General features: G+C 73.0%; 27 protein-coding genes. 14 read left to right on the top strand and 13 right to left on the bottom strand.

All coding sequences use genetic code 11. The features are described 5' to 3' along the window. Positions 1-40: 40 nt before the first annotated feature. Together sucD and sucC are read right to left on the bottom strand one after the other, a co-directional pair. Positions 41-928: a succinate--CoA ligase subunit alpha gene (gene sucD / locus KG102_RS12885; RefSeq protein ID WP_208212021.1), complete on the bottom strand. Its 888-nt coding sequence runs from the start codon at positions 926-928 to the stop codon at positions 41-43. 43 nt (positions 929-971) lie between these two features. Beyond that, positions 972-2,153 carry an ADP-forming succinate--CoA ligase subunit beta gene (sucC, locus tag KG102_RS12890; protein ID WP_208288483.1) on the bottom strand — a complete coding sequence of 394 codons (1,182 nt, stop codon included), beginning with the start codon at positions 2,151-2,153 and terminating at the stop codon, positions 972-974. Positions 2,154-2,393: 240 nt separating this feature from the next. Here sucC and KG102_RS12895 point away from each other — a divergent pair, with 240 nt between their 5' ends. The 3 genes from KG102_RS12895 to KG102_RS12905 all read left to right on the top strand — a co-directional run bounded on the left by KG102_RS12895 (position 2,394) and on the right by KG102_RS12905 (position 3,994). After that, on the top strand, positions 2,394-3,080 hold the full coding sequence (locus KG102_RS12895; protein ID WP_249667317.1) for a zeta toxin family protein: 687 nt from the start codon (positions 2,394-2,396) through the stop codon (positions 3,078-3,080). A 159-nt stretch (positions 3,081-3,239) separates the two neighbouring features. Beyond that, on the top strand, positions 3,240-3,452 hold the full coding sequence (locus KG102_RS12900) for an RNA polymerase subunit sigma-70 (RefSeq protein WP_208212027.1): 213 nt from the start codon (positions 3,240-3,242) through the stop codon (positions 3,450-3,452). Further along, positions 3,452-3,994, top strand: coding sequence for a Clp protease N-terminal domain-containing protein (locus KG102_RS12905; protein WP_208288481.1), 543 nt, complete (start codon positions 3,452-3,454; stop codon positions 3,992-3,994). The genes KG102_RS12900 and KG102_RS12905 overlap by 1 nt, the downstream gene beginning before the upstream one ends. Before the next feature lie 79 nt (positions 3,995-4,073). Here KG102_RS12905 and pcrA read toward each other — a convergent pair whose 3' ends face one another. The 3 genes from pcrA to KG102_RS12920 form a co-directional block, all read right to left on the bottom strand. Further along, complete coding sequence (pcrA, locus tag KG102_RS12910; RefSeq protein ID WP_208288478.1) at positions 4,074-6,515, bottom strand: DNA helicase PcrA; 2,442 nt, start codon at positions 6,513-6,515, stop codon at positions 4,074-4,076. 83 nt (positions 6,516-6,598) lie between these two features. Then, the gene (locus KG102_RS12915) at positions 6,599-7,081 is read right to left on the bottom strand and encodes a DUF456 domain-containing protein (RefSeq protein WP_208212033.1); all 483 of its coding nucleotides are present in this window, start codon (positions 7,079-7,081) and stop codon (positions 6,599-6,601) included. A gap of 19 nt (positions 7,082-7,100) precedes the next feature. Beyond that, on the bottom strand, positions 7,101-7,448 hold the full coding sequence (locus KG102_RS12920) for a hypothetical protein (RefSeq protein WP_208212035.1): 348 nt from the start codon (positions 7,446-7,448) through the stop codon (positions 7,101-7,103). A 103-nt stretch (positions 7,449-7,551) separates the two neighbouring features. On the opposite strand from KG102_RS12920, the gene KG102_RS12925 reads away from it, so the two are divergent. From KG102_RS12925 to KG102_RS12965, 9 genes are all read left to right on the top strand, one after another. Continuing rightward, complete coding sequence (locus tag KG102_RS12925; RefSeq protein ID WP_208288476.1) at positions 7,552-8,304, top strand: SDR family oxidoreductase; 753 nt, start codon at positions 7,552-7,554, stop codon at positions 8,302-8,304. A gap of 18 nt (positions 8,305-8,322) precedes the next feature. Beyond that, positions 8,323-8,898: a TetR/AcrR family transcriptional regulator gene (locus tag KG102_RS12930; protein WP_208212039.1), complete on the top strand. Its 576-nt coding sequence runs from the start codon at positions 8,323-8,325 to the stop codon at positions 8,896-8,898. 4 nt (positions 8,899-8,902) lie between these two features. Continuing rightward, positions 8,903-9,880: an NADPH:quinone oxidoreductase family protein gene (locus KG102_RS12935; protein ID WP_208288474.1), complete on the top strand. Its 978-nt coding sequence runs from the start codon at positions 8,903-8,905 to the stop codon at positions 9,878-9,880. Between the two features lie 5 nt (positions 9,881-9,885). Further along, on the top strand, positions 9,886-10,623 hold the full coding sequence (locus KG102_RS12940) for an SDR family NAD(P)-dependent oxidoreductase (RefSeq protein ID WP_208288471.1): 738 nt from the start codon (positions 9,886-9,888) through the stop codon (positions 10,621-10,623). A 99-nt stretch (positions 10,624-10,722) separates the two neighbouring features. Next, a complete protein-coding gene (locus tag KG102_RS12945; RefSeq protein ID WP_243883899.1) occupies positions 10,723-11,475 on the top strand; it encodes an ABC transporter ATP-binding protein in 753 nt (250 codons plus the stop codon). Next, positions 11,472-12,182, top strand: coding sequence for an ABC transporter ATP-binding protein (locus tag KG102_RS12950; protein WP_208212065.1), 711 nt, complete (start codon positions 11,472-11,474; stop codon positions 12,180-12,182). Before KG102_RS12945 ends, KG102_RS12950 begins: the two co-directional genes overlap by 4 nt. Then, on the top strand, positions 12,182-13,060 hold the full coding sequence (locus KG102_RS12955) for a branched-chain amino acid ABC transporter permease (protein ID WP_208288469.1): 879 nt from the start codon (positions 12,182-12,184) through the stop codon (positions 13,058-13,060). Before KG102_RS12950 ends, KG102_RS12955 begins: the two co-directional genes overlap by 1 nt. Further along, a complete protein-coding gene (locus KG102_RS12960) occupies positions 13,057-14,142 on the top strand; it encodes a branched-chain amino acid ABC transporter permease (protein WP_208212069.1) in 1,086 nt (361 codons plus the stop codon). The genes KG102_RS12955 and KG102_RS12960 overlap by 4 nt, the downstream gene beginning before the upstream one ends. Before the next feature lie 5 nt (positions 14,143-14,147). Next, positions 14,148-15,416, top strand: a complete 1,269-nt coding sequence (locus KG102_RS12965; protein WP_208288466.1) for an ABC transporter substrate-binding protein — start codon at positions 14,148-14,150, stop codon at positions 15,414-15,416. A gap of 52 nt (positions 15,417-15,468) precedes the next feature. Here KG102_RS12965 and KG102_RS12970 read toward each other — a convergent pair whose 3' ends face one another. The 5 genes from KG102_RS12970 to KG102_RS18830 are packed head-to-tail and all read right to left on the bottom strand — an operon-like array spanning position 15,469 to position 20,415. Further along, entirely contained in the window at positions 15,469-17,061 is a 1,593-nt protein-coding gene (locus KG102_RS12970) for an AMP-binding protein (RefSeq protein WP_208288464.1), read from the bottom strand. Further along, positions 17,042-18,265 (bottom strand): acyl-CoA dehydrogenase family protein, encoded by a 1,224-nt coding sequence (locus KG102_RS12975; protein WP_208288462.1) that lies wholly within the window; start codon positions 18,263-18,265, stop codon positions 17,042-17,044. Before KG102_RS12975 ends, KG102_RS12970 begins: the two co-directional genes overlap by 20 nt. Then, positions 18,265-19,311: a phosphotransferase family protein gene (locus KG102_RS12980; RefSeq protein ID WP_208212077.1), complete on the bottom strand. Its 1,047-nt coding sequence runs from the start codon at positions 19,309-19,311 to the stop codon at positions 18,265-18,267. Before KG102_RS12980 ends, KG102_RS12975 begins: the two co-directional genes overlap by 1 nt. A 58-nt stretch (positions 19,312-19,369) precedes the next feature. Then, positions 19,370-19,777 carry an acyl-CoA thioesterase gene (locus tag KG102_RS18825; RefSeq protein ID WP_249667318.1) on the bottom strand — a complete coding sequence of 136 codons (408 nt, stop codon included), beginning with the start codon at positions 19,775-19,777 and terminating at the stop codon, positions 19,370-19,372. Beyond that, positions 19,774-20,415 (bottom strand): QsdR family transcriptional regulator, encoded by a 642-nt coding sequence (locus KG102_RS18830; protein ID WP_208212081.1) that lies wholly within the window; start codon positions 20,413-20,415, stop codon positions 19,774-19,776. The genes KG102_RS18825 and KG102_RS18830 overlap by 4 nt, the downstream gene beginning before the upstream one ends. Before the next feature lie 116 nt (positions 20,416-20,531). Between KG102_RS18830 and KG102_RS12990 the strand changes: the two genes are divergently transcribed. Together KG102_RS12990 and KG102_RS12995 are read left to right on the top strand one after the other, a co-directional pair. After that, positions 20,532-21,710 (top strand): acyl-CoA dehydrogenase family protein, encoded by a 1,179-nt coding sequence (locus KG102_RS12990; RefSeq protein ID WP_243884073.1) that lies wholly within the window; start codon positions 20,532-20,534, stop codon positions 21,708-21,710. Beyond that, positions 21,710-22,933, top strand: a complete 1,224-nt coding sequence (locus KG102_RS12995; protein WP_208288459.1) for an acetyl-CoA C-acetyltransferase — start codon at positions 21,710-21,712, stop codon at positions 22,931-22,933. Before KG102_RS12990 ends, KG102_RS12995 begins: the two co-directional genes overlap by 1 nt. A 67-nt stretch (positions 22,934-23,000) precedes the next feature. On the opposite strand, the gene KG102_RS13000 is transcribed toward KG102_RS12995, so the two are convergent. Genes KG102_RS13000 through KG102_RS13010 form a run of 3 tightly spaced genes read right to left on the bottom strand, consistent with a single transcriptional unit; the run spans position 23,001 to position 25,323 of the window. Next, positions 23,001-23,447 carry a MaoC family dehydratase gene (locus tag KG102_RS13000; protein WP_249667320.1) on the bottom strand — a complete coding sequence of 149 codons (447 nt, stop codon included), beginning with the start codon at positions 23,445-23,447 and terminating at the stop codon, positions 23,001-23,003. 5 nt (positions 23,448-23,452) lie between these two features. Next, positions 23,453-24,208: a 3-oxoacyl-ACP reductase FabG gene (fabG, locus tag KG102_RS13005; RefSeq protein ID WP_208212087.1), complete on the bottom strand. Its 756-nt coding sequence runs from the start codon at positions 24,206-24,208 to the stop codon at positions 23,453-23,455. Beyond that, positions 24,205-25,323 carry an alcohol dehydrogenase catalytic domain-containing protein gene (locus tag KG102_RS13010; protein ID WP_208288455.1) on the bottom strand — a complete coding sequence of 373 codons (1,119 nt, stop codon included), beginning with the start codon at positions 25,321-25,323 and terminating at the stop codon, positions 24,205-24,207. The genes fabG and KG102_RS13010 overlap by 4 nt, the downstream gene beginning before the upstream one ends. Positions 25,324-25,326 lie beyond the last annotated feature (3 nt).

Raw genomic sequence — 25,326 nt, forward strand, 5'->3', positions numbered from 1 at the left:
CCGGCGAGCGAGGCTCACCGGGGTCGACGGGACGGGACGGTCAGCTGAGCAGCTGGCGGGCGAGCTCGGCCGTCTCGGACGGCGTCTTGCCGACCTTGACGCCCGCGGCCTCGAGGGCCTCCTTCTTGGCCTGGGCGGTACCCGACGAGCCGGAGACGATGGCGCCGGCGTGGCCCATGGTCTTGCCCTCGGGTGCCGTGAAGCCGGCCACGTAGCCGACGACGGGCTTGGTGACGTGCTCGGCGATGTAGGCCGCCGCGCGCTCCTCGGCGTCGCCACCGATCTCACCGATCATGACGATGACCTCGGTGTCGGGGTCCGCCTCGAACGCCGCGAGGGCGTCGATGTGCGTGGTGCCGATGATCGGGTCGCCGCCGATGCCGATGGCCGTGGAGAACCCGAAGTCCCGCAGCTCGTACATCATCTGGTAGGTCAGCGTGCCGGACTTCGAGACCAGGCCCACGCGGCCGGGACCGGTGATGTCCGCCGGGATGATGCCGACGTTGGACTTGCCGGGGCTGATCAGGCCCGGGCAGTTGGGGCCGATCAGCCGCACGCCCTTGTCGAGCGCGAGCGCGAAGAACTCGGCGGTGTCGGCCACCGGGACGCCCTCGGTGATGATGACGACGAGCGGGATGCCCGCCTCGATCGCCTCGACGACCGCGCCCTTGGTGTGGGCCGGCGGCACGAAGACGACGGACACGTCCGCGCCCGTCGCGTCCATCGCCTCGGAGACGGAGCCGAACACGGGGACGTCGACGCTGCTGCCGTCGACGTCGAACGCCACGGACGTGCCCGCCTTGCGCGGGTTGACGCCGCCGACGACGGACGTGCCGGACGCGAGCATGCGGGTCGTGTGCTTCTGGCCCTCGGAACCCGTCATGCCCTGGACGATGACCTTGGATGCCTCGGTCAGGAAGATCGCCATGTGGTCTCTGCTTCTCTCTACGTCTGTTGTCGGTCAGCGGTCGTCAGGCGGCGGCGTGGGCGAGCTCGGCTGCCTTGTCGGCGCCGCCGTCCATCGTCTCCGCGATCGTGACCAGCGGGTGACCCGCCTCGGCGAGGATGCGACGGCCCTCGAGCACGTTGTTGCCGTCCAGACGGACGACCAGCGGCTTGGAGGCCTCGTCGCCGAGGATCTCCAGGGCGTGGACGATGCCGTTGGCGACCGCGTCGCACGCGGTGATGCCACCGAAGACGTTGACGAACACGGACTTGACCTGCGGGTCCGTGAGGATGATGTCGAGGCCCGCGGCCATGATCTCGGCGCTCGCGCCGCCACCGATGTCCAGGAAGTTTGCGGGCTTCACGCCGCCGTGCGCCTCACCGGCGTACGCGACGACGTCGAGCGTGCTCATCACGAGCCCCGCGCCGTTGCCGATGATGCCGACCTCGCCGTCGAGCTTGACGTAGTTGAGGTCCTTCTCCTTGGCGCGCGCCTCGAGCGGGTCCGCGGCCTCGGCGTCCTCGAGCTCGGCGTGCTCCGGGTGGCGGAAGCCGGCGTTCTCGTCGAGCGTGACCTTGCCGTCGAGCGCGACGACCTCGCCGTCCTCCGTGAGGACGAGCGGGTTCACCTCGACCAGCGTGGCGTCCTCGCTGCGGTAGACGGTCCAGAGCGTCTGCAGGACGGCCGCAACCTTCGGCGCGACGTCCGGCGCGAACCCGGCGGCGTCGACGATCTCGTCCGCCTTGGCCTGGTCGATGCCGGTGCGCGGGTCGACCGCGACCTTGGCCAGCGCGTCGGGGCGCTCGACCGCGAGCTGCTCGATGTCCATGCCGCCCTCGACCGAGCACATGGCCAGGTAGCGGCGCTCGGCGCGGTCCAGCAGCAGGGAGAAGTAGAACTCCGTCGCGATCTTGGCGCCGGCCGCGATCATCACGCGGTGGACCGTGTGGCCCTTGATGTCCATGCCGAGGATCTCGGAGGCCTTCTCGGCCGCCTCGTCCGCGGACCGGGCCAGCTTGACGCCGCCCGCCTTGCCGCGGCCGCCGACCTTGACCTGCGCCTTGACGACCACCACGCCGCTCTGGCCACCGAGAAGCTGCTCCGCGCCTGCGCGAGCCTCCTCCGGTGTGGTGGCGACGACGCCGCCGAGCACGGGGACGCCGTGCTTCTCGAAGATGTCACGTGCCTGGTACTCGAACAGGTCCACCTGGTCTGGGTCCTCTCATCACCGGCGTTCGACGGCCTCTGTGCGGCCGAAACGCCCCGGTCGATGGTAGCGGCCAGCGGGAGATATCTTCACATCAAGAGATGCGTCGTGCGCAACGGGCACGTCACACGTCGTGCACACCCCCTCCCTCGAATCGTCGCGATCCGCTACGTTTCCCCGCATGCATCCGGTGACCGTGGCGGCTGGGCCGCTCGACATCGCCACCGCCGGTCGCGCCCGGTGAGCGCCCGCTCGGACACCGCCCCCACGGCCTCGGTCGCCCGGCTGGCCGTGCTGCGCGACGTGGCGTCCGGCATCCCCGACCCCCGCACCCTGGGCCGCCCCGTCCTCGTCGCGGTCGACGGGATCGACGGCGCCGGCAAGACCACGTTCGCCGACGAGCTCGCCACGGAGCTGCAGCGCCGCGGACGCAGTGTCGTGCGCGTCGGCGTCGACGGCTTCCACCGTCCACGTGCGGAGCGCTACCGCCGGGGCCGGCACTCCGCCGAGGGGTTCTGGGCCGACTCCTACGACTACGACGCGCTGCGGACCGAGGTGCTCGAGCCGTTCGCGCCCCGGGGCTCGCGGCGTTTCCGCCGTGCCGTGCACGACGTCGCCACCGACGCCCCGCTCCACCTCCCCCGCGAGCACGGCACGGACCGGTGCGTCCTCGTCATCGACGGGATCTTCCTGCACCGCGACGAGCTCGCCGCCTGGTGGGACTTCTCGGTGTACCTCGACGTCGACTTCGCCGAGACGTTCGCGCGGATGGCCGTCCGTGACGGGTGCTCCCCCGACCCCACCCACCCGTCGAACGCCCGCTACGTCGACGGTCAGCGCCGGTACCTGTCCGCCTGCCGCCCCGCGTCGCGTGCCACCGTCGTGATCGACAACCGCGACGTCCACCACCCCCACCTGCTCCCCTGACGCACCTCCCCGCCTGCTCGGAGCGCGGGTGGGGGAACGCAGCGTCCCCGCGCCCTGGTGCGCGGACGTCGTGGACCGGCGCAGCGGGTGCGCCGCGGGCGAGCCCAGTGTGTCAACAAGGGTTGACACTCGGATAGCAGTCAACATAGGTTGACGAGCATGTCCGAACAGCTCATCACCGCAGCCGCCAGCGCCGCCGATCCCGCCGACGGCCTGCGGGCCGTCCGCGCACTGCGGGCGCTGGCCGACCGGCTGGAGGCGCTGCACGTCGAGCGCGCGCGCGGGCTCGGCTGGTCCTGGCAGCAGATCGCCGCGGCGCTGGACGTCTCGCGGCAGGCAGTCCACAAGAAGTACGGGAAGAGGGTCGGCTGATGTTCGAGAAGTTCACCAAGGACGCCCGCGAGTCGGTCGTCGGCGCGCAGGTCGAGGCACGCGCGCTCGGTGCCGACCGCATCGGGACCGAGCACGTTCTGCTCGGCATGCTGCGCGCGCCGGACTCGGTGGCCGCCCGGGCGCTCCAGCGCCTCGGCGTCGCCCATGCGGACGTGCTCGCCACGGTCCGGTCGCTGCCCCCCGGCGCGCTCGACGCGGAGGCCCTCGCCGGCGTGGGGATCGACCTGGATGCCGTGCGCGTCCAGGTCGAGGCGTCGTTCGGTCCGGGCGCGCTGGACACGCCGCCGCGCAGCCGCGCCGGGCACCTGCCGTTCGAGTCGTCGGCCAAGAAGCTGCTGGAGGTCGCCCTGCGGGAGGCCATGCGCTGCAAGCACCGGCGGATCGACACCGGCCACCTGCTGCTCGCGGTCGTCCGGCTGGACGACAGCACCGCCTACCGCGCGCTCGGCGCCCTGCGCGTGGGGCCCACGGAGGCGCGCGACGCCGTCACCGCCGTGTGGGCCGACGTCCCGGTGGGCTGACGATGCCGACCGACTGGGCGGCGGTGATCGCCCGGGGCAGGTTCGCCACGCGCGTTCGTCGCGTCGCCGGACCGGACCGCTACAGCTTGGTGACCGGCGAGAACCGCAGCAGCAGCCGCTTGGTGCCGTCGGTCCCGAAGTCGACCTTGGCCACCGCGTTCGGTCCGGCGCCCTCGAGCGCGACGACGGTGCCCAGCCCGTACGAGTCGTGCGTGACCCGGTCACCGACCGCCAGCTGCGGGATGGCCGAGTCCGGTCGGGGCTTCGCGGAGCCGAAGGTCGCGCCCGTCGACGGCAGCGTGGGCCGCGGGTCGCGCTCCGCGCGGGTCGACGACTGCGCCCGGTAGCCACCGCCGCCGGACGTCCCGTAGCCCGAGCCCCATCCCCCGCGCAGCTGCGAGGTCGAGGACTCACGGCGGCGCCAGTCGATCAGGTCGTCCGGCAGGTCGTCGAGGAAGCGGCTGGGCGGGAACTCGTTCGGCACGCCCCAGGCCGTGCGGACGGCCGCCCGCGAGATGTACAGGCGCTCCCGCGCCCGGGTGAGGCCGACGTAGGCGAGCCGGCGCTCCTCCTCGAGCTGCTGGGAGTCCGACAGCGACCGCGCGTGCGGGAAGGTCCCGTCCTCCATGCCGGTGAGGAAGACCACCGGGAACTCGAGGCCCTTGGCGGTGTGCAGCGTCATCAGCGTCACGACCCCGGGGTCCGGGCGCGCCGGGTCGGCGTCGTCCCCGCCGTCCGCGTCGGGGATCTGGTCGGAGTCGGCCACCAGCGAGACGCGCTCGAGGAAGTCGGCCAGGTCGCCCTCGGGGTCGCTCTGCTCGAACTCGGAGGCCACGGCGTGCAGCTCGGCGAGGTTCTCCACCCGGGAGGCGTCCTGCGGGTCCTCGCTCGCCCGCAGCTCCGCCAGGTAGCCCGACCGGTCCAGCACGGCCCCGAGCACCTCGGCCGGGCCGGCCCCCGAGTCCGCGAGCGCGCGCAGCTCGCTCATCATCGTCGCGAAGGCCCGCAGGCCCGTGATCGCGCGCGTGCCGAGGCCGGGGACCTCGTCCAGCAGCTCGAGGGCCGCGCCGAAGGAGATGCGCTCCCGCTCGGCGAACGACGCGACCATCGCCTCCGACCGGTCCCCCAGCCCGCGCTTGGGCACGTTGAGGATGCGGCGCAGGTTCACGTCGTCGTCCGGGTTCGCGATCGCGCGCAGGTAGGCGACCGCGTCCTTGATCTCCTTGCGCTCGTAGAAGCGCGTGCCGCCGACCACCTTGTACGGCAGCCCGACGCGGATGAGCACCTCTTCGAGCGCCCGGGACTGGGCGTTCGCGCGGTAGAAGACCGCGACGTCACCGGGCCGCACGCCGTCGGAGTCGCCCAGCCGGTCGATCTCCTCCGCGACGAACCGCGCCTCCTCGTGCTCGGTGTCCGCGACGTACGCCACGATCTGCGCGCCGGCGCCGGAGTCCGTCCACAGCCGCTTGTTCTCCCGGCCGGGGTTACGGCTGATCACCGCGTTCGCGGCCGACAGGATGTTCTGCGTGGAGCGGTAGTTCTGCTCCAGCAGGATGGTGCGTGCGTCGGGGTAGTCCACCTCGAACTCGAGGATGTTCCGGATCGACGCCCCACGGAACGCGTAGATCGACTGGTCCGCGTCGCCGACCACGGTGAGCTCGCCGCGCGGCAGCTCCATGTCCGTGGAGTCGTCGACGATCCCGTGCGAGGACCCGACCAGCTCGCGCACCAGCGCGTACTGCGCGTGGTTGGTGTCCTGGTACTCGTCGACCAGCACGTGCCGGAAGCGGCGCCGGTAGTGCTCGGCCACGTCGGGGAACGCCCGCAGGAGGTGGACGGTGGTCATGATCAGGTCGTCGAAGTCCAGCGCGTGCGCCTGCTTCAGCCGGGCCTGGTACCGCGTGTAGACCTGCGCCAGCACGGTGTCGAACTCGTTCGCCGCGCCGCCCCCGGACGTGGCCGCGAACGTCTCGGGGTCCACCAGCTCGTCCTTGAGCGAGGAGATCTTGGAGGCGAGCGCCTTGGCGGGGTACCGCTTGGGGTCGAGGTCCAGCTCCCGTGCGACGAGCGTGAGCAGACGCTGCGAGTCCGCCGAGTCGTAGATGGAGAAGCTGGAGCGCAGACCGAGGGTGGCCGCCTCGCGGCGCAGGATCCGCACGCACGCGGAGTGGAACGTGGACACCCACATGCGGCCGGCCGCCGGTCCGACGAGCCCTTGGACCCGCTCCCGCATCTCGGCCGCGGCCTTGTTGGTGAACGTGATGGCGATGATCTCGCCCGCCCGCGCCCTGCCCGTGGCGAGCAGGTACGCGATGCGGTGGGTCAGCACCCGCGTCTTGCCCGAGCCGGCGCCGGCGACGATGAGCAGCGGGCTGCCGTGGTGCACGACTGCCTCGCGCTGCTGCGGGTTGAGCCCCACGAGCAGCCGGTCGGCCTCGGCCCGGCGACGGACGGCGGCGTCGCCCGAGGGCTCAGCCGGGGCGGGCGCGGGGAGGGAGAGGTTCTCGAAGAGCGACGTCATGGCCTTCCCAGGATAGGCGCCGCCACCGACACTCCCGCGCTCTGGCTGTGGATGCGCGGGGCGCGCAGCTCAGGCCGGTCGGATCAGGTCAGTGCCATCGCCGCGAGCCACGTGCCGGTCGCGATCAGCGCCGCCGCGAGCTCGACCAGGATGGTCAGGCCGGTGGCCTGGAGCGCGGCGACCGTCGCCCGCCAGGCGGGCCGGGGCTCGCGCGAGCGCAGCCACTCGGCGAGGTAGATCCCCAGCACGAAGCCCACGAACAGGCCGACCACGGGGATCACGAAGAAGCCGACGACCCCGGCGATCCCGCCCCACACCAGCGTCGACGACGGCACGCCCGCGCGCTTGAGGTGCCGCCCGGCCAGGAGGTACTTGCCGACGCCGGCCAGGCCGGTGACCACCAGCGCGACCGCGACGACGGTCCAGCCCGCGACACCGCCGGTGACCACGCCCCACACGATGACCGCACCGGCCACGAGGAGACCCCCGGGCAGCACCTGCACGATCACACCGAACAGCCCGACGAGCACGACGAGCCCGACCAGCAGGTCACCCACGGAGTTCACGGGTGGACAGTAGCGGGCGTCAGCGCCAGAGGACGGCCACCGCGATGTTCACGACGGTCAGCCCCGCGATCGCGCCGAGGTACCCGGTGGTCACGCGCGAGGGCTTGCGCACGCCGATGATCACGAGCGCGGCGACGACGACCGCGACGACGAGCTTGACCGCGATCTTGGTGGTGTTCGGCTCGTGGCCGGCCAGCCCCGCGGACGCGATGCCGACGAGCAGGATGCCGGTGACCAGCGCGGTGAGGATGCCGTGCAGCACGCCCGTCGCGATCTTGGGGGCGCGCAGGTTGACCAGCGTCCCGCCGAGCACGATGGCCCAGCCGATCAGGTGGAGGACGACGAGCAGGTTGTAGACGAGATCCATGCCGATGACCCTAACCGGATCTGACGCGGGGTCAGAACGCGGGCACCGCGCGTGCGCTACTCTCGGGCGACATACCGAACAGTCGGTATCGAGAGGACGCCAGATGCGCAGGTTCGAGGGCAGGGTCGCCCTGATCACCGGGGCCAGCCGCGGCATCGGGCTGGCCGTCGCCGAGCGCCTCGTGTCCGAGGGAGCCACGGTCGTGATCACCGGCCGTAAGCCCGAGTCGCTCACCGACGCGGTCGCCCGTCTCGACACCGTCGCCCCGGGGCAGGCGCTCGCCGTCGCGGGGCGCGCCGACGACGCGGACCACCGCGCGGAGGTGTTCGCCCTGGTCACCGAGCGGTTCGGGGCGCTGGACCACCTGGTCAACAACGCGGGGATCAACCCCGCCTTCGGGCCCGCCCTCGAGATCGAGAGCTCGGTCGTCCGCAAGATCCTCGACGTCAACGTGGTCGCCGCCCTCGACTGGACCCGCTCGGCCGTGGCCGCCGGCCTGCGCCGCTCGATCGTGAACACCGCGTCGGTGGCCGGACTGGCGTCGAGCCCCGGCCTGGCCTTCTACGGCGTCTCCAAGGCGGCCCTGCTCAACCTGACCCAGCAGCTCGCGGTCGAGCTCGCGCCGGCCCTGCGCGTCAACGCGGTGGCCCCGGCCGTGGTCCGCACCCGGCTCGCGCAGGCGCTCTACGCGGGCGACCGCGAGGCGGCGCTCGCCGCGGCGTACCCCCTGGGCCGCATCGGCGAGCCCGAGGACGTCGCCGGCGCCGTCGCGTTCCTGCTCTCCGACGACGCCGCCTGGGTCACCGGTCATACGCTCACCATCGACGGCGGCGCGAGTGCCGTCGCGGTCGGCTAGAAGGAACGAGAGGCACACATGGCAACGTCCAGCGTCGTCGACGACATCACCCGGGCCGCGGTCCACCTGTTCTCCACCCAGGGGTACGCCAACACCTCGGTGCAGCAGATCGTCGAGGCGGCCGGTGTGACCAAGGGCGCGATGTACCACTACTTCGAGTCGAAGGACGACCTGCTGTTCTCCGTCTACGAGCGGATGCTGTCGCTGCAGACCGAGCACCTCGAGGAGATCGTCGGACGCGGCGCCCCCGTCGCGCAGACCCTGCACGACGTGTGCGTCGACGTCGTCGAGACGTCCATCGACTTCCTTCCCGAGGGCACCGTGTTCTTCCGCAGCGTCCACATGCTCTCCGAGCCGCGCCAGAAGGAGGTCACCCGCCGCCGGCGGCAGTACCACGACGTGTTCGCGGGTCTCATCGAGCAGGGTCAGGCCGAGGGGATCTACCGGACGGACATCCCGCGGGCGGTGCTCGTCGCCCACTTCTTCGCGGACGTGCACTACCTGTCGCACTGGTACTCCCCCGACGGCGCCGAGGACAAGGCGGTCCTCGCGGGCCAGCTGACGGACCTCTTCCTCGTCGCGATCGCGGCCTGAGCCGATGCGCGCCTGGCAGGTGGTCCGCCACGGTGAGCCCGCCGAGGTCCTCGAGCTCGTCGACGTGGCCGACCCGTCGCCCGGTCCCGGACAGGTGCTCGTCCGGGTCCGGGCCGTCGCGGTGAACTTCCCCGACGCCCTCCTGGCGCGCGGCGAGTACCAGGTGCGTCCGGCGCTGCCGTTCTCCCCGGGCATCGAGCTGTGCGGCGAGGTGGTCGGGGTCGGTGACGGTGTCGCGCGCGCGGCCGTCGGCGACCGTGTGGTCGGGTCGCGGATCGGGGTGCTGTCGGAGCTCGCGGTGCTCGACGAGCGCGAGGTCTTCCCGGCGCCGGCCGGGCTGGACGACGCGGAGGCCGCCGCGCTGACCATCGGCTACCAGACCGCGTGGTTCGGGCTGCACCGGCGGGCCGCGCTGCAGCCGGGCGAGACGCTGCTCGTGCACGCGGCCGCCGGCGGCGTCGGCACCGCGGCCGTCCAGCTGGGCGCGGCCGCCGGGGCGCGGGTGATCGGGGTCGTCGGCAGCGCCGCCAAGGCGGAGGTCGCCCGGGCGGCCGGGGCCGACGTCGTCGTGGACCGCTCGGTGCAGGACCTGGTCGAGGTCGTGAAGGCAGAGACCGCGGGCGCGGGGGCCGACGTGGTCTTCGACCCGGTGGGCGGTGACGCCTTCGAGAGGTCCACCCGCTGCATCGCGTTCGAGGGCCGGATCGTCGTCGTCGGCTTCGCCGGTGGCGTGATCCAGGACGTGCGTGCGGGGCACGCGCTGGTGAAGAACTACGGCGTGCTCGGCCTGCACTGGGCGCTGTACGCGCAGCGCCGGCCCGACCTGGTGGACGCCGCGCACGCCGAGCTGACCCGCCTCATCGAGGCGGGCACCATCCGGCCGGTCGTCGCGGACGTGGTCGCGTTCGAGGACGCCCCGGCCGCCGTGCAGCGGCTGGCCGACGGCGCCACCACCGGCCGCCTCGTCGTGCGGGTCGGGTGAGGGCGATGGGCACCGGGCTCGAGGGACGGGTCGCCGTCGTCAGCGGCGCCGCGGGCGGGCTCGGGTCCGCCTTCTCGCGCGCGCTGCACGCCGCGGGCGCGAGCGTGGTGGTCGCGGACCTGGTCGACGACGCCGCGCAGGCGCTCGCCGCCGAGCTGGGCGACCGCGCGCTCGCGACGCACCTCGACGTGACGTCCGAGGAGAGCTGGGCGTCGACGGTGGACGCCGCGCTCGACGCCTTCGGTGCGGTCGACGTGCTGGTCAACAACGCGGGCATCGCCAACGCCGGGCCGATCGACCACTACCCCCGCGCCAAGTGGGACGCCGTCATCGCGGTGAACCTCACGGGCGTGTTCCTGGGCGCGCAGGCGGTCGTGCCCGCCATGAAGGCGGCCGGACGCGGGTCGATCATCAACATCTCCTCGGTCGAGGGCATGCGCGGCGGCGACCACCTGCACGGGTACGTCGCCTCGAAGTTCGGCGTGCGCGGGCTGACGAAGTCGCTCGCGGTCGAGCTGGGCCGCGACGGCATCCGGGTCAACTCCGTGCACCCCGGCTTCGTGCTCACGCCGATGACCGCGCGCCTGGACCCCACGGCGACGGCGATCCCGCTCGGGCGGCCGGCGACGCCCGAGGACGTCGCGGGCACCGTCGTGTTCCTCGCCGGCGACGGGTCGGCGTACACGACGGGCACCGAGCTGGTGGTCGACGGCGGCATGATCGCGGGCATCCCGCACACCTGAGCAGCGCCGTCCGGAGCGTGACCGAACCGTGTCACGATCTCCATACCGTCCGGTCGGTTTCTGTTGTACGTTCGTCCTCACCGACACGAAGAGGTGCCGATGTCTGCACACATGACGTCCGTCCGCGCGGATGAGCTGCCAGGTCAGCACAGCCTCGCCGTCCGCGGCCTGAGCGTGCGCTTCGGGGGCCTCGCCGCGCTCGACGGCGTCACGCTGCACGTGGACGAGGGCGAGGTGGTCGGGCTGATCGGCCCGAACGGCGCCGGCAAGACGACGCTGTTCAACGCGGTCTGCGGGCTGGTCCGCCCGAGCGGCGGGACGATCGCCGTGCACGGCGTCCCGCTGGTCCCGGACCCGGCACGGCTGGCCGGGCAGGGGGTGGCCCGCACACTGCAGGGCCTCGGCCTGTTCCGCGGCCTGAGCGTGCGGGAGAACGTCCTGGCGGGCAACCTCGGAGCCGACGACCCCGGCGCCGCCGCCCAGCGCCAGCTCGTCGCCCTGGACCTGGCGGGGCACGCCGACCGCCCCGTCGGCGACCTGCCGTACCCCGAGCAGAAGAAGGTCGCGCTGGCCCGCGCGATGGTCGCCGAGCCCCGGCTGCTGCTGCTCGACGAGCCCGCGGGCGGCCTCGGGTCCGACGACATCGCCGCCCTCGCGGACCTGGTGCGCCACACCGCGGCCACCGGCTGCGCCGTCCTGCTCGTGGAGCACCACGTGGACTTCGTGATGGGCGTGTGCGACCGCGTCGTCGTCCTCGACTTCGGCCGGGTGATCGCCGCGGGCACGCCGGACGAGGTCGCGGGCGACCCCGCCGTCGACGAGGCGTACCTGGGCATCGAGGTGCCGGCGTGAGCGCGCTCCTGGAGGTCCGGGGGCTCACGGTCGGCTACGGCGGCGCGCCCGTGCTGCGCGACGTCGACCTCGACGTGCCCGCCGGCAGCATCGTGGCCCTCGTCGGGGCCAACGGTGCGGGCAAGACCACGCTGCTGCGCACCCTGTCGGCGCTGGTCCCCCTCACCCGAGGCAGCGTCCGCCTCGGCGGGCACGACCTGGCCGCGGTCGGCGTCGAGGACCGCGTCCGGCGCGGGCTGGCCCACGTGCCCGAGGGGCGCGGGGTGGTCGCCGAGCTCACCGTCGACGAGAACCTGCGCCTCGGCGGCCTGTGGCGGGGACCGGACCGGCGCTCGGCGATCGGCGAGGTCTACGAGCTGTTCGAGCCCTTGGCGCGACGCAGGAACCACGCCGGGCACCAGCTCTCCGGTGGCGAGCGGCAGATGCTCGCCCTCGGCCGTGCGCTGGTCGCCCGGCCCACCGTCCTGCTGCTCGACGAGCCCTCGCTCGGGCTCGCGCCCCGGGTGGTCGCCCAGATCATGGCCGTCCTGCGCGGCCTGGCGGACCGCACCGGCCTGACGGTCCTGCTCGCCGAGCAGAACGTCGTCGGCGCCCTGTCCGTGGCCGACCACGGCGTCGTCCTCGGCCTCGGTGAGGTCGTCGCGTCCCGCCCGGCGCACGAGCTCGCCGCCGACGAGACCCTCCGCCACGCCTACCTGGGGTTCTGATGGACCGACTCGTCTTCCTGCTCGGCAGCGGCCTGGCGCGCGGCGCCGTCCTCGCGCTCTTCGCGCTCGCCCTGGTCCTCATCTGGCGCGGCGCGCGCGTGGTCAACTTCGCGCAGGGCGCCATGGCGGTGGCCAGCACCTACGTCGCCTTCGAGGTGACCTCGGCGACGGGCAGCTACTGGCTCGGCCTGGTGGCCGCGCTGCTGGCCGGCGGGCTGCTCGGGTTCGCCGTCGAGCGTGGGGTCATGCGGTTCGCGTCGCCGCAGTCACCGCTGTCCGGCGTGATCATGGCGATCGGGCTGGTGATGGTGCTCCAGTCGGGGCTCGGCATCGCCTTCGGCGCGGACTACCGGCCGATGCGCGTGCCGTTCGACGACAGCGCGATCGTCGTCGGCGGGGTGCCGCTGCTGTCGCCGTACGACCTGTTCGTGCTCGTCGTGGCGGTGCTCGTGATGGTGGTCCTGGCGATCGGCTTCCGGTGGACGTCGGCCGGGCTGCAGATGCGCGCGGCGGCCTTCGCACCCGAGGTGTCCCGGCTGCTCGGCATCCGGGTGTCCCGGACCGTGACCGCCGGCTGGGCCCTGTCCAGCGTGGTGGGCTCGCTCGCGGCGCTGCTGCTGGTGCCGACGAGCCTCGGCCTCAACCCGCACGCCACCGACTCGCTGTTCGTGCTGGGCTTCACGGTGGCGGTGGTCGGCGGTCTCGACTCACCGGTCGGCGCCCTGGTGGGCGGCATCACGGTCGGCGTCGCGATGAGCCTGGTGACCGGGTACCTCGGCGCCGGGCTGGTGCCGATCGCGGTGCTCGTGCTGCTCGTGCTGGTGCTGCTGCTGCGACCCGCCGGACTGTTCGCGGCGGCGGAGGCGAGGCGCGCATGAGCGGGCGGCAGCGGCTGCCGGGCCAGCGACCCCTGGCCCGCACCCTCGTCCTCGCAGCCGGGTGGACCGTCGTGGCCCTGGCCGGGACGTTCGCGCTCGACCCGTTCCGGAACTACCAGCTCGCGCTGGTGGCGGCCTACCTGTGCGCGACGGCCGGTCTGACCGTCCTCGTCGGCGCCACCGGGCAGCTGTCCCTGGGGCACGCCGCGCTCATGGCGGTCGGCGGCTACGGGTACGCGCTGACCAGCAACGCGCTGCCGTTCGGGGGCATGCTCGCCTTCGTGGTCGCCCTGCTCGCCGGCGCCGTGGCGAGCGCGGTCGTCGGCCTGCTCCTCGGGCTCGCCGCCGCACGCCTGTCCGGCCCGTACCTGGCCGGCCTCACGCTCGCGGTCGTCGTCGCGCTGCCCGCCGTCTCCTCGACCTGGTCGACCGTGCTGCACGGTGACCAGGGCGTGCAGATCGCGTTCGAGGGGGTCCCGGACGTCCTGCGCCGGGTGGTGGCCCTGGAGCAGTGGCAGGCGATGGTGGCCGTCGTCGTGACCGCCGCGGTCGTGACCGCCCTGACCGTGCTGCGGTCCGGGCGCTTCGGGCTGCGGATGCAGGCCGTCCGTGACGACGAGGTGGCCGCGCGGCTCAGCGGCATCCCGGCCGGCCGCGTCAAGGTGCTCGCGTTCACCGCGAGCTCGGTCGCCGCCGGTGTCGGCGGCGCCGTCCTGTGCTTCGTGGCCCAGGCGGTGAGCCCGGGCGCGTACACCGTCGGGTTCTCGCTGCTGCTGGTGGTCGCCGTGGTGATCGGCGGCCTCGGCAGCATCCTCGGCGCGGCGCTCGGGTCCGTCGTCATCGTCCTGCTGCCCTGGCTCATCGGCCGGCTCACCGCCGACCTGCCCGCCGACGCGGCGCAGCGCCTCGACGGCAACCTCGCGGTGCTGGTCTTCGGGCTCCTGCTCATCACCGTCATGGCGCTCGCGCCGCGAGGCCTGCACGGTGCCCTCGTCCGCCGTCGTCGCACGCCCCCCAGCGCCCACCCGATCGAAGAAGCCGTTCCGCGCAAGGTCCTCGTCCCCACGGAAGAACAGAGGTGACACCGATGTCACAGCGCTCCCGGTCCGTCCCCGCGGTGCTCACCACGGCGGCCCTCGTCGTCGCCGCACTCGCTGCCTGCAGCACCCCCGAGGCCTCCCCCGGCGTCACGGACGACACCGTGACCGTCGGGACGCACACCCCGCTGACCGGCCCGGCCGCCGCGGGGTACTCGACCATCTCCGCGGCGACGACGGCGTACTTCGAGTACGTCAACGACAACGGCGGGATCAACGGCCGCAGCATCGAGTACCTGGTCAAGGACGACGGCTACAACCCCGCGACGACGTCGACCGTGGTGCGCGAGCTGGTGCAGGAGGACGAGGTCTTCGCCATCATCAACGGCCTGGGGACGCCCACGCACTCGGCGGTGGTCGACTACCTCAACGAGAACGAGGTGCCCGACCTGTTCGTCGCGTCCGGCAGCCCCCAGTGGGACCAGCCCGACACGTTCCCCTGGACGTTCGGGTACAACGCCGACTACGTCGTCGAGGCCAAGGCGCTGGCCACCTACGCCAAGAAGACGTGGCCGGACAAGACGTTCTGCGTCCTTGGGCAGGACGACGACTTCGGGACGGACTTCACCGCGGGGCTGCTCACGGTGCTCGGCGACGACGGGCTGGCCTCGACGCAGACGTACTCGGTGTCCGTGCAGGACGTGGTGGCGCAGGTCGGTGCCATGCAGGCGGCCGGCTGCGAGGTCAACTTCCTCGCCACGGTCAACGGGTTCACGGCCCTCGCGCTGGGCACCGCCGCCAAGATGAAGTACCCGGCCCAGTGGGTCTCGTCGTCGTCGGGCGGCGACTACCCGACGCTGGTCGGCTACCTCGGTGAGGACGTCGCGCCGCTGCTGCTGCAGGGCTTCGTCAGCTCCAACTACCTGCCGTTCAGCCCTGACGACGAGTGGGTCGCGCTGTTCCAGGAGATCAACGACGAGTACAACGACGGCGCCCCGTTCAGCGGGAACACCGTGTTCGGGATGTCGGTGGGCTACCTGTTCGCGGAGGCGCTGGCCGCCGCCGGCGACGAGCCGACCCGCCAGGGCGTGCTGGAGGCCCTCGAGAAGGGCAGCCTCACGGGCAACGGCATCGTGCCGCTGAGCTTCTCGCAGGAGACGCACTCCGCGTTCGACGGCGTCGGCATCACGGTGGTCGACAAGGGCGTCCAGGACTACGTCGCCGACGAGATCTACACGACGGACGACGGCGACGGCGAGGTCGTCCCGTACACGGGCGAGGCGGTCGTGCTCGAGGGTGACGGCATCCCGACCGCCTGAGCCCGGCACGCCGCAGGCCCGGTCCCCCGCGGGGGACCGGGCCTGCGGTGCGTCAGGCGTCGACCGGGGACGTCGAGAACTGCGCGACGAGCTCGCGCTTGAGCACCTTGCCGCTGCCCCCCAGGGGCAGCGTCTCGACCAGGTGCACCACGCGGGGGAACTTGTACGCGGCGATCCGCTCCTGCACGAACGCGACCAGCTCCTGCGGGGTCGCCTCGTGCCCGTCGAGCAGCACCACCGCGGCGTGCACCTCCTGGCCGCGGGCCTCGTCGGCCAGCCCGAACACGGCGGCGAACGCGACGGCGGGGTGTCGCATCATCACGTCCTCGACCTCGCTGGGGTACACGTTGTAGCCGTTGCGGACGATCATGTCCTTCTTGCGGTCGACGATCGTGACGATGTCGTCGGCGTCCTTGGTGCCCAGGTCGCCGGTGCGGAACCAGCCGTCGACCACCGCGGCCGCCGACGCCTCCGGGTCGCCCAGGTAGCCCTTGAACAGGGCGTGGCCGCGCACCACGATCTCGCCCAGCTCGCCGGGGGCCAGCAGCACGATGCTGTCGTCCACGTGGGGGTCCGCGACCTCGATGTCCACGCCCCACAGCGGCCGGCCCACCGTGCCGGGCCGGATGGGCTCGCCCACGTGGTTGAACGCCACCGCGGGCGACGTCTCGGTCAGCCCGTACCCCTCGTGCACCTCGGCGCCGAAGTCCCGCGCGAACGCCTCCAGCACCGCGACCGGCAGGGCGGCGCCCCCGGAGACGGCGTACCGCAGGGGCGGCCGCGCGGTGCTGCGGGCGGCGGCCTGGATGAGCCCGATGTACATCGTCGGCACCGCGGTGAACACCGTCGCGCCGTGCTGCACCATCTGGGCGAGCGCCTGGTCGGGGTCGAACTTGGGCAGCAGGATCACGGCGGCGCCGCGCCGGAACGAGATGTTCATGACGGACGTCTGGCCGAACGTGTGGAACAGGGGCAGCCCGCCGAAGACGACGTCGTCCCGGCGCATGTCGAACAGGTCGATGAGGGCCACGTTGACCTGCTCGAGGATGCCCAGGTGCGAGCCCACCGCGCCCTTGGGCCGGCCCGTGGTTCCGCTCGTGTAGAGGATCGTCGCCGCGCTGGTCGGGTGGGTGGACTCGTACGTGGCGATCGCCTCGGCGCCCGCCGCCTCGTCCTCCAGGCGCGGGAACGGCACCGCCATCCCGTCCGGGACCAGGACCGTCAGCAGCGGGATGCCCACCCGCGCGGCGGCCGGGGCGGCCTCGGCGAGCATCGGCGCGGCGGCGACCAGCAGCGTGGCGCCGGAGTCGCGCAGCACGAACTCGATCTCCTCGGCCTTGAACAGCAGGTGCACCGGCACGACGACCGCGCCGAGGGCGAGCACGCCGTAGTAGACGCGGGCGAAGTCGGGCACGTTGGGCACGATCATGGCGACGCGGTCGCCCCGGCCGATCCCCCGGGCACGCAGGGCGCCGGCGTAGGCGCGGGTCTGGTCCCAGAGGTCGCCGTAGCGGACGGCGTGGTCGCCGATGAAGAACGCCGTGCGCTCGGGGCTGCGGTGGGCGGTCTCGGCGAGGATCGCCGCGACCGACATGCTCCCGAAGCCCGCACCGTCGAGGGCCTGGTCAAAGGGCATTGCGGTCATCGTCCCTTCCTCTCTCATCATGAAGCTGGGCTCGCCCCAGAGAGGCGAGGTGGACCTCGTCCGGACCGTCCGCCAGGCGCAGGGCCCGGGCGGCGGCGAACATCTCGGCCAGCGGCTGGTCGCCGGACAGGCCGGCCGCACCGAAGAGCTGGATCGCTCGGTCGAGGATCTGCTGCACCGCCCGGGGGACGGCGATCTTGATGGCCTGGATCTCGGTCATCGCGGCGCGGTTGCCGACCGTGTCCATGAGCCAGGCGGTCTTGAGCACCAGCAGTCGCAGCGCCTCGATCTGCAGGCGGGACTCGGCCACCCACTCGCGCACGACGCCCTGGTCGGCGAGCGGCCTGCCGAACGCGACGCGGGACGTGGCCCGCTCGACCACCAGGTCCATCGCCCGCTCGGCCATGCCCAGCGCGCGCATGCAGTGGTGGATCCGGCCGGGGCCCAGCCGCGCCTGGGCGATCGCGAAGCCCTCCCCCTCGCCGGCGAGGAGGTTGGCCACCGGGACGCGGACGTCGTCGAACACGATCTCCGCGTGCCCGCCGTGGTCGCGGTCGTCGTACCCGAAGACCGTCAGCGGCCGCACGATCCGCACGCCGGGCGCGCTCCTCGGTACCAGCACCATGCTCTGCCGGCGGTGCCGGGCCGCGGTCGGGTCGGTGGCGCCCATGACGACCAGCAGCGCGCAGTCGGGGCTCATCGCGCCGGTCGACCACCACTTGCGGCCGGTGACCACGTACTCGTCGCCGTCGCGCACGATCCGGGTGGCGATCTGGGAGGCGTCCGAGGAGGCGACGTCGGGCTCGGTCATGCAGAACGCCGACCGGATCTCGGCGTCGAGCAACGGCTCGAGCCACTCGTCCTTCTGCTCCTGCGTCCCGAACTCGTGCAGCAGCTCCATGTTGCCGGTGTCGGGCGCCGCGCAGTTCATCGCGACCGGCGCCAGGCGCGGGCTGCGACCGGTCAGCTCGGCGACCGGGGCGTACTGCAGCGTGGTCAGCACGCCCGGCAGGAACAGGTTCCACAGGCCGCGCTCGCTCGCGGCCGCCTGCAGCTCGCGGACGACCGGACGGGCCCCCCACTCGTGCGGCGTCGCCGCCAGCTGCTCCTCCAGCACCGCCTCGGCCGGGTACACGAGCTCGTCGAGGAACCGCTGGGCGCGGCCGGTGTACTCGACGGTGACGGCGTCCGGGGCGAAGTCCATCAGCGCACCCCCGCCAGCTGCGCCAGGCCCTCGTCGGCGAGCGGCTCGACCAGCCCCCCGATCCGGTCGAACCCCTCGCCGACGGTGTCCCCGCCCAGGAACCGGAAGTGGATCCCCTCGAGGATGACCGCGAGCTTGTACGCGGCGAACGCGCGGTACCAACCCAGCTCCGGCACTCCGGTGCCCAGCCGGGCGCAGTAGACGTCGACCAGCTCGTCGAACTCCGGGTACCCCGCGGCGGGGTCGACGGCGCTGGGCGCGACGCCCTGCGCCCCGGCGACGTCGCGGATGTGCCAGTACAGGCCGAGCATGCCGAGGTCGACGGCGCAGTCGCCGATCGTCGCCATCTCCCAGTCGAGGATCGCGGTGATCCGCGGTCCCGCGCCGACCAGGACGTTGTCCAGGCGGTAGTCGCCGTGCACGATGCTGCTCCGCCGGGTGGTCGGCACGCGTTCCCCCAGCCGCTCCTGCAGGTCGTCGAGGCGCGGCACCGGCCGCGAGCGCGACCCCTCCAGCTGCGTCCGCCAGCGGCGCAGCTGCCGGTCGAGGTAGCCGTCGGCCCGGCCGAGGTCCGCGAGGCCGACGTCGGCGGGGTCGATCGCGTGCAGCTCCGCGAGGAGCGCGGCCAGCTCGAGGCTCACGGCGCGCAGGTCCCCGGGCGACCACACCGCGTTCTGCGCCGGATGGGCCAGCACGGTCCCCTCGACCAGGTCCATGACGTAGAACACCGTCCCGGTGCCGGCCGACGGGTCGTCCACCAGCGCCACGGTCGGCGGCACGGGCACGCGCGTGCCGGCCAGCGCGGAGATGACGCGGTGCTCGCGGGCCATGTCGTGCGCGGTCGTCTGCACGTGACCCAACGGCGGGCGCCGGACCACGAGCGGCCGCACCGCGCCGTCGACCCGGTAGGTGAGGTTGCTGCGCCCACCCGCGATCACCTGAGCGGTCAGCGGGCCGTCGCCCAGCACCGACGGGTGCTCGCGGCGCAGGTACTGCTCGAGCCGCGCCAGGTCCAGCCCCGGCGGGTCCGGCAACCGTGGGGTCATCGTCGACCACCTCTCCGGGTGGCACGTCGTCATACCGCCCGGTCGGTATGCTATCCGATCAGACGGCCAGATCGCGCTCGATGGCCGTACGGATCCGGTCGGGAACCGGGACGGGGCGCCGCGTGGCGTCGTCGACGAAGACGTGCACGAAGCGGCCCTCCGCGACGAGCTCCCCCGCGCGCAGGATGCCGAGCTCCCACGTCACGCTGGTGGTGCCCAGCCGGCCCACCCGCAGCCCGACCTCGAGCGGCTCCGGAAAGGCGGCGGAGGCGCGGAACTCGCACGACGACGAGACGCAGACGCCGATCGGCTCGCCGCTGCCCGGGTCGAGGCCCGCCGACTCGATGAGCCAGACGTTGATCGTGGTGTCCATCGCCTCGTAGTAGACGGTGTTGTTCAGGTGCCCGTAGACGTCGTTGTCGTTCCACCGCGTCGCAAAGGGCGCCCGGTGCCGGTACCCGCTCACGGCCGCAGCACCAGCTCGAAGGCCGCGCGCGCCCGCTCCGCGCTGGGGCGGTCGCCGCTGATGAGGTCGGCGTACGTGAACGACTCGGAGATCCGGACCAGCAGGTAGGCCAGGTCGTGCGCGTTCACCGGGTGACCGAACGGCTGCTCGCCCAGCTCCTGGCGCACCAGCGCCTCCACGACCGCCACGTACCGGCGCTGGATCTCGCTCTCCTTGGTGGTCAGCAGGCGCAGCGCCCGGGCCGGCTCCCGCTGCAGGAAGCCCCGGAAGTAGTCGGCGGTGATCAGGTCGCGGGCGAAGTGGGTGAGCACCGCGGACACCCGCGCGGCGCCGTGCGCGTCGCGGGTCGCGGCCTCGGCCTGCTCGAGCGTCGGCACGGCCAGCGACCACAGGACCTCGGACAGCAGGGCGTCCCGGTTGCCGACCCAGCGGAACAGGGACGTGCGGTCCACCCCGAGCCGCGCAGCGAGGCGCCCCATGTCGATCCGCGCCCCCTCGATGAAGGTCTCGCGGGCGGCGACGAACGCACGCACGGCCTCGGCGTGCTCGCCGTCCTCGAGCCGCTGCGACAGCCACGACGGCGCTGCGCGCGTCCCCGTGCGGGCGAGCCCTTCCCCGATCACGCCAAGGTTCGACATGGCGGCAACCTACTCCCCCGTCGTGGGGGCTATGCAACATCTGGGAAAATGATGCAGACTCGAGCGGGAGATCAGTGCCGATCCATGAGCGGAGCCATGACGTGACCCAGACGCCCCTGTCCCACGCGCTGCTGACCAGCGACTTCTACTCCTTCCAGGACCTCCTGACGCCCGCGGAGAACGAGCGCGTCATGGAGATCCGGGAGTTCCTGGAGCGCGACCTGCGGCCCATCGCTGACGACTACTGGGACCGCGCCGAGTTCCCCGTGCACCTCATCCCCGAGGTCGGCCGGCTCGGCCTGCTCGGGCCGGTGTGGCCGGAGACCAAGCGGTTCGAGAACAGCGCGCTGTACCGCGGCTGGGTGGCGCTCGAGCTGGCCCGGGTCGACCCCGGTTTCGCGACCTTCGTCGGCGTGCAGAACGGCCTGACGATGGGCGCGATCGGCGTCGGCGGCTCCCCGGAGCAGCGCGCGCACTGGTTGCCGCCGATGGCGACCGGCGAGGTGATCGGCGGGTTCGGCCTCACCGAGCCGCTCTCCGGCTCCGACACCGCGCGGGGCCTGCGCACGACGGCGCACCGCACCGGCGACACGTGGGTGATCAACGGCGCCAAACGCTGGATCGGGAACGCGACGTTCGCCGACGTCGTCGTCATCTGGGCCCGCGACACCGCCGACGACCAGGTCAAGGGCTTCCTGGTGCGCGGCGGCACCCCCGGGTTCACCGCGACCAAGATCGAGCGCAAGCAGGCCCTGCGCTCCGTGCAGAACGCCGACATCCTGCTCGACGGCGTCGAGGTCTCGGAGGCGGACCGCCTGCCGAACATCCGCTCCTTCAAGGACGTCGCGATCGTGCTCCGGCTGACCCGGGCGGAGGTCGCGTGGCAGGCGGTCGGCCTCGCCGTCGGCGCCTATGAGGCCACCGTGAGGTACGCGCTCGCGCGTGAGCAGTTCGGCAAGCCGATCGCGTCCTTCCAGCTGGTGCAGGACCGGCTCGCCCGGTGCCTGGGCAACATCACCGCGGGCATCGCGATGTGCGTGCGGGTGTCGCAGCTGCTCGACGAGGACCGCCAGGGCGACGAGCACTCCGCGCTGGCCAAGGCGTTCACCACCCGGACGATGCGCGAGACGGTGGCGCTGTGCCGGGAGACCCTCGGCGGCAACGGGATCCAGCTGGACCACGGCGTCGCGCGCTACATGGCCGACGCCGAGGCGGTGTTCTCGTTCGAGGGCACCTACGACATGAACAACCTCATCGTGGGGCGTGCCGTCACCGGCATCGCGGCGTTCGTCTGATGGCCGAGGCGTACATCGTCGCGACCGCCCGCTCCCCCATCGGCCGCGCCTTCAAGGGCTCACTGAAGGACCTGCGACCCGACGACCTCGCGGCGTCGATGGTGCGGGCGGCGCTGGGGCAGGTGCCCGAGCTCGACCCCGGCCGCGTGGAGGACCTGCTGCTCGGCTGCGGCATGCCGGGCGGCGAGCAGGGCATGAACATGGCCCGCATCGTCGCGGTGCTCCTGGGGCTCGACGGCGTGCCCGGCACCACCGTCAACCGCTACTGCTCGTCGTCGCTGCAGACCACCCGGATGGCGTTCCACGCGATCAAGGCCGGCGAGGGCGACGTGTTCGTCTCCGCCGGCGTCGAGTGCGTCAGCCGGTCAGCGATCGGCAACAGCGACTTCATCCCGGGCGCCTCCCTGGAGAACCCGCGGTTCGCGGATGCGACGGCCCGGACCGCGGCCCGGGCGGCGTCCGGGGACGCCTGGGTGGACCCGCGCGAGAGCGGGCTGCTCCCCGACGCGTACATCGCGATGGGGCAGACGGCGGAGAACGTCGCGGCGCTCACGGGCACCACGCGGCGCGATCAGGACGAGTTCGCGGCGCTCTCGCAGAACCGTGCCGAGAAGGCGCTGGCCGACGGGTTCTGGGCCGACGAGATCACCCCGGTGACCCTGCCCGACGGCACGGTCGTGTCCGCCGACGACGGCCCCCGCGCGGGCGTCACGGTCGAGTCCCTGGCGGGACTGAACCCGGTGTTCCGGCCCGACGGCACGGTCACGGCGGGCAACTGCTGCCCGCTCAACGACGGTGCGGCGGCCCTCGTGGTGGTCAGCGACCGGATCGTCGACGAGCTCGGGCTCACCCCGCTCGCGCGCATCGTGTCCACCGGCGTCAGCGGTCTGTCGCCGGAGATCATGGGCCTGGGACCGGTCGACGCCTCGCGGATGGCGCTGGCCCGCGCCGGGCTGAGCATCGGCGACATCGACCTGGTCGAGCTCAACGAGGCGTTCGCCGCACAGGTGCTCCCGTCGGCCCGCGCGCTGGGCATCGACCCCGAGCGGCTCAACGTGCACGGCGGCGCCATCGCGGTCGGCCATCCGTTCGGCAGCACCGGAGCGCGGCTGACCACCACCCTGCTGCACGGCCTCGCGGTCCAGGACGGCACGTTCGGGCTGGAGACCATGTGCGTCGGCGGCGGCCAGGGCATGGCCATGGTGGTCGAGCGCGTCAGCTAGTGCTCAACCAATCGCAACGTCCGAGCAGATGTGGGTCAGGGCCTACACCTGCTCGGACGTTGCGGTGTCAGGCGGTGAAGTACAGGACGACCGTCTCTGCGATCAGGGCCGGCTTGGTCTCGCCCTCGATCTCGACCGTGATCGTGAAGCCCGCCCGGACACCCTGCGGGGTCGGCTCGGCGGTGCGGACCGTGGTGGTCGCCCTGATCCGCGAGCCCGCGGTCACCGGCTGCAGGAAGCGCACCCGGTCGAGCCCGTAGTTGACCACCAGGCCCGTCCCGCCCACCTCCACGAGCCCGTCGGTCAGGGCGGGGATCAGCGAGAGCGTGAGGTACCCGTGCGCGACCGTCGCGCCGAACGGGCCGGCCGCCGCGCGCACCGGGTCGACGTGGATCCACTGGTGGTCGTCGGTGGTGTCCGCGAACGCGTCGATCCGGGCCTGGTCGACGTCGAACCAGTGCTCGGACGTCACGGACCGGCCGAGCACGTCCACGAGGGCGCCGGGGGTCGGCACCGCGATCACGACTTCGGCCCGCCCGCCACGTAGAGCACCTGGCCGTTGACGAAGCCCGCGGCCGGCGAGCAGAAGAACGACACGGCGTTCGCGATGTCGTCCGGGTGACCGATGCGGCCGACGGGGATCTCCTTGGCCGCGGCCTCGACGAACTGCTCGTACGTGAGGTGCATCCGCTCGGCCGTCTGCCGGATCATGTCGGTGCCGATGAAGCCCGGGGCCACCGCGTTGGTGGTGATCCCGTACCGGCCCAGCTCCAGGGCGAGCGTCTTGGTGAACCCCTGGATCCCGGCCTTGGCCGTCGCGTAGTTGGCCTGCCCGCGGTTGCCCAGCGCCGAGGTGCTCGACAGGTTGACGATCCGGCCCCAGCCGGCCTCCACCTGGTGCTTCTGCACCTGGCGGGTCATGAGGAACGCCCCGCGCAGGTGGACCGACATGACGGAGTCCCAGTCGTCCTCGGTCATCTTGAACAGCAGGTTGTCGCGCAGGATCCCGGCGTTGTTGACCAGGATCGTGGGCGCGCCGAGCTCGTCGACCACGCGCGCGACCGCGGCGGCGGCGGCATCGGCGTCACCGACGTCGGCACCGAGCCCGATCGCCGAACCCCCGTCGGCTCGGATGGCCTCGACGGTCTCCGCGCAGTCCTGCTCGCGCAGGTCGAGCACGGCGACCTGGTAGCCGTCGGCGGCCAGTCGCTGGGCGGTCGCGGCGCCGATGCCGCGGGCGGCGCCGGTCACCAGGGCGGTGCGGGTGTCTGTCACGGAGCGTTCCCTTCGTCGAGGACGATCAGCTGGCGGAGCTCGCCACCGGCCGCGAGGCGGTCCATGGCGACGTTCAGGTCGTGCAGCGTGATGCGCGAGGAGACGAGCCGCTCGAGCGGCAGCCGCCCGGCGCGCCACAGGTCGACGTAGCGCGGGATGTCGCGGGCGGGCACGGCGGAGCCGAGGTAGCTGCCGACGACCGTGCGCGCCTCGGCGGTCAGGGTCAGCGGGCTCACAGCGGCCCGCGCATCGGGTGCCGGCAGGCCGACCGTCACGGTCGTGCCACCCGGCGCGGTCGCCGCGAACGCGGCCTCGAACGCGCGCGCGTTGCCTGCGGCTTCGATCACGACGGGCGCCCGCACGCCTGCGTCGAGCAGCGCGGGCGGCGCGTAGGTGGCCACGGCACCGTTGGCGCGGGCGGCATCGAGCTTGTCCGCGCGCGCGTCGACACCGATCACGTCGAACCCGAGGGCGACGGCGACCAGCAGCGCGGCCATCCCCACGCCCCCGAGCCCGACGACCAGCACGGTGTCACCCTCCCGCGGACGCCCGGCGTTGACCACGGCCCCGCCCCCGGTCAGCACCGCGCACCCGAGCAGCGCGGCCACCTGCGGCGGCACGTCCGCGTCCACGCGGACGACCGACGTGCGGCTGACCACCGCGTGGCTGGCGAACGCCGAGACGCCGAGGTGGTGATGGACGGGCTCGCCCTCCCGGGACAGCCGACGGACGTCGCCGACGAGCGTGCCGTGGCCGTTCGCGGCACTGCCCACCCGGCACGGCAGCCGCCCGTCGGTCGCGCACTCGGGGCACCGGCCGCAGCGTGGCAGGAACGTCATGACCACGCGGTCGCCGAGGGCAAGGTCGTCGACACCGTCGCCGAGGGCGTCGACGATCCCCGCCGCCTCGTGCCCGAGGAGCATCGGCGTGGGCCGGACGCGGTTGCCGTCGACCACCGACAGGTCGGAGTGACAGACCCCGGCCGCCTCGACGCGGACCAGCACCTCGCCGGGTCCGGGGCCGTCGAGGTCCAGCGTGCCGACGGTCAGCGGCCGGGACACCGCGAACGGCGCCGGCGCACCGGAGCGTTCGAGCACCGCGCCCACGATCTGCACGTG

The organism is Cellulomonas fengjieae (assembly GCF_018388465.1).
Lineage (GTDB): Bacteria > Actinomycetota > Actinomycetes > Actinomycetales > Cellulomonadaceae > Cellulomonas > Cellulomonas fengjieae.

Coding starts and splice junctions, on each gene's coding strand:
- sucD (WP_208212021.1), bottom strand. CDS start 928: ATGGCGATCTTCCTGACCGAGGCATCCAAGGTCATCGTCCAGGGCATG.
- KG102_RS12900 (WP_208212027.1), top strand. CDS start 3,240: ATGTCCGAACAGCTCATCACCGCAGCCGCCAGCGCCGCCGATCCCGCC.
- KG102_RS12905 (WP_208288481.1), top strand. CDS start 3,452: ATGTTCGAGAAGTTCACCAAGGACGCCCGCGAGTCGGTCGTCGGCGCG.
- pcrA (WP_208288478.1), bottom strand. CDS start 6,515: ATGACGTCGCTCTTCGAGAACCTCTCCCTCCCCGCGCCCGCCCCGGCT.
- KG102_RS12920 (WP_208212035.1), bottom strand. CDS start 7,448: ATGGATCTCGTCTACAACCTGCTCGTCGTCCTCCACCTGATCGGCTGG.
- KG102_RS12925 (WP_208288476.1), top strand. CDS start 7,552: ATGCGCAGGTTCGAGGGCAGGGTCGCCCTGATCACCGGGGCCAGCCGC.
- KG102_RS12930 (WP_208212039.1), top strand. CDS start 8,323: ATGGCAACGTCCAGCGTCGTCGACGACATCACCCGGGCCGCGGTCCAC.
- KG102_RS12935 (WP_208288474.1), top strand. CDS start 8,903: ATGCGCGCCTGGCAGGTGGTCCGCCACGGTGAGCCCGCCGAGGTCCTC.
- KG102_RS12940 (WP_208288471.1), top strand. CDS start 9,886: ATGGGCACCGGGCTCGAGGGACGGGTCGCCGTCGTCAGCGGCGCCGCG.
- KG102_RS12945 (WP_243883899.1), top strand. CDS start 10,723: ATGTCTGCACACATGACGTCCGTCCGCGCGGATGAGCTGCCAGGTCAG.
- KG102_RS12955 (WP_208288469.1), top strand. CDS start 12,182: ATGGACCGACTCGTCTTCCTGCTCGGCAGCGGCCTGGCGCGCGGCGCC.
- KG102_RS12960 (WP_208212069.1), top strand. CDS start 13,057: ATGAGCGGGCGGCAGCGGCTGCCGGGCCAGCGACCCCTGGCCCGCACC.
- KG102_RS12965 (WP_208288466.1), top strand. CDS start 14,148: ATGTCACAGCGCTCCCGGTCCGTCCCCGCGGTGCTCACCACGGCGGCC.
- KG102_RS12970 (WP_208288464.1), bottom strand. CDS start 17,061: ATGACCGCAATGCCCTTTGACCAGGCCCTCGACGGTGCGGGCTTCGGG.
- KG102_RS12975 (WP_208288462.1), bottom strand. CDS start 18,265: ATGGACTTCGCCCCGGACGCCGTCACCGTCGAGTACACCGGCCGCGCC.
- KG102_RS12980 (WP_208212077.1), bottom strand. CDS start 19,311: ATGACCCCACGGTTGCCGGACCCGCCGGGGCTGGACCTGGCGCGGCTC.
- KG102_RS18830 (WP_208212081.1), bottom strand. CDS start 20,415: ATGTCGAACCTTGGCGTGATCGGGGAAGGGCTCGCCCGCACGGGGACG.
- KG102_RS12995 (WP_208288459.1), top strand. CDS start 21,710: ATGGCCGAGGCGTACATCGTCGCGACCGCCCGCTCCCCCATCGGCCGC.